At 57.6% G+C, this 1,218-nt stretch carries 2 protein-coding genes and 1 pseudogene; all 3 read left to right on the top strand.

The window, feature by feature from the left end; all coding sequences use genetic code 11:
* Positions 1-495, top strand: a 495-nt coding sequence (locus VZ95_RS16765; RefSeq protein WP_045776874.1) for a carbohydrate ABC transporter permease, incomplete at its 5' end; no start/stop codon positions are given.
* Between the two features lie 12 nt (positions 496-507).
* The gene (locus VZ95_RS16760; protein WP_045776873.1) at positions 508-789 is read left to right on the top strand and encodes a DUF2160 domain-containing protein; all 282 of its coding nucleotides are present in this window, start codon (positions 508-510) and stop codon (positions 787-789) included.
* 63 nt (positions 790-852) lie between these two features.
* Positions 853-1,218: pseudogene (locus tag VZ95_RS16755) on the top strand (carbohydrate ABC transporter substrate-binding protein); the annotation flags it as partial.

The following is a 1,218-nucleotide window of genomic DNA, read 5'->3' as shown; positions in this document are numbered from 1 at the left end:
CTGCTGTCGAACCGGATGGCCCCGCCTGCCGTCTTCGCGCTGCCGTTCTTCAATCTCTATTCGGCGATTGGGCTGTTCGATACGCCGTTTGCGGTGGCGCTGGCCCACTGTCTATTCAATATCCCGCTCGCCGTGTGGATCTTGGAAGGCTTCATGTCGGGCGTGCCGAAGGAAATCGATGAAACCGCCTATATCGACGGCTATTCCTTCCCGCGCTTTTTCGTGAAGATTTTCATGCCGATGATCGCTTCGGGGATCGGCGTGTCGGCCTTCTTCTGCTTCATGTTTTCGTGGGTGGAACTGCTGCTGGCGCGCACGCTGACCAGTGTGGATACGAAACCCATCGCCGCCACGATGACGCGCACCATCTCCGCCGCCGGGATGGATTGGGGCCTGCTGGCCGCCGCCGGGGTTCTCACAATGGTGCCCGGTGCCATCGTTATCTGGTTCGTGCGCAATTACATCGCCAAGGGCTTTGCCCTGGGCCGCGTTTAGAGGAGATTTCCCATGTCGCATTTCGCCTGGATGGCCTGGACGTGGCAAACCGCCCTCTTTTTCGGCGGGATTGCCACCCTGCTGATAAGTTTAACCGTTTTGGCCCTGCTGCGGCCGGAGATCGAGCGCGTGGGGGTATTGCGCATCCCCACGACGCGCGGCGACCGCCTGTTCATCTCCCTGCTCGGCAGTGCCTTTATCCATCTCGCTTGGCTCGGGCTGATTTCGCCCGACGTCTGGTGGGCTTCGGGAGTTTCCCTAATCTATGCCGCAGCAGTGTTCCGCTGGGTATAGGGGCGACTTCGCGTACAAGAAGACCGGAAAATCCGGCAATAAAAACTCAACAGGAGGAAGCCGATGACCCGTAATTTAATCATCTCCGTTTCGGCCGCAGCATTGCTGTTCGCGGCGGGTGCGGCGCGGGCGGATATGGACGCCGCTAAGCGTTGGATCGATGGTGAGTTCCAGCCTTCGACGCTCTCGAAAGACGAGCAGATGAAGGAAATGGAGTGGTTCATTAAAGCCGCCCAAGCCTTCAAAGGCATGGAAATCAATGTCGTGTCGGAAACGATCACCACGCACGAATATGAAGCCAAGGTGCTGGCCAAAGCCTTCACCGAAATCACTGGCATCAAGGTAACGCACGATCTCATCCAAGAAGGCGATGTGGTCGAAAAAATCCAGACGCAGATGCAGTCCGGTAAGAATATCTATGAACGCCTG

This window comes from Elstera litoralis, assembly GCF_000963705.1.
GTDB lineage: Bacteria > Pseudomonadota > Alphaproteobacteria > Elsterales > Elsteraceae > Elstera > Elstera litoralis.
Note: the sequence above shows the minus strand (reverse complement) of the source record. Positions and strands in the feature narration are given on the sequence as shown.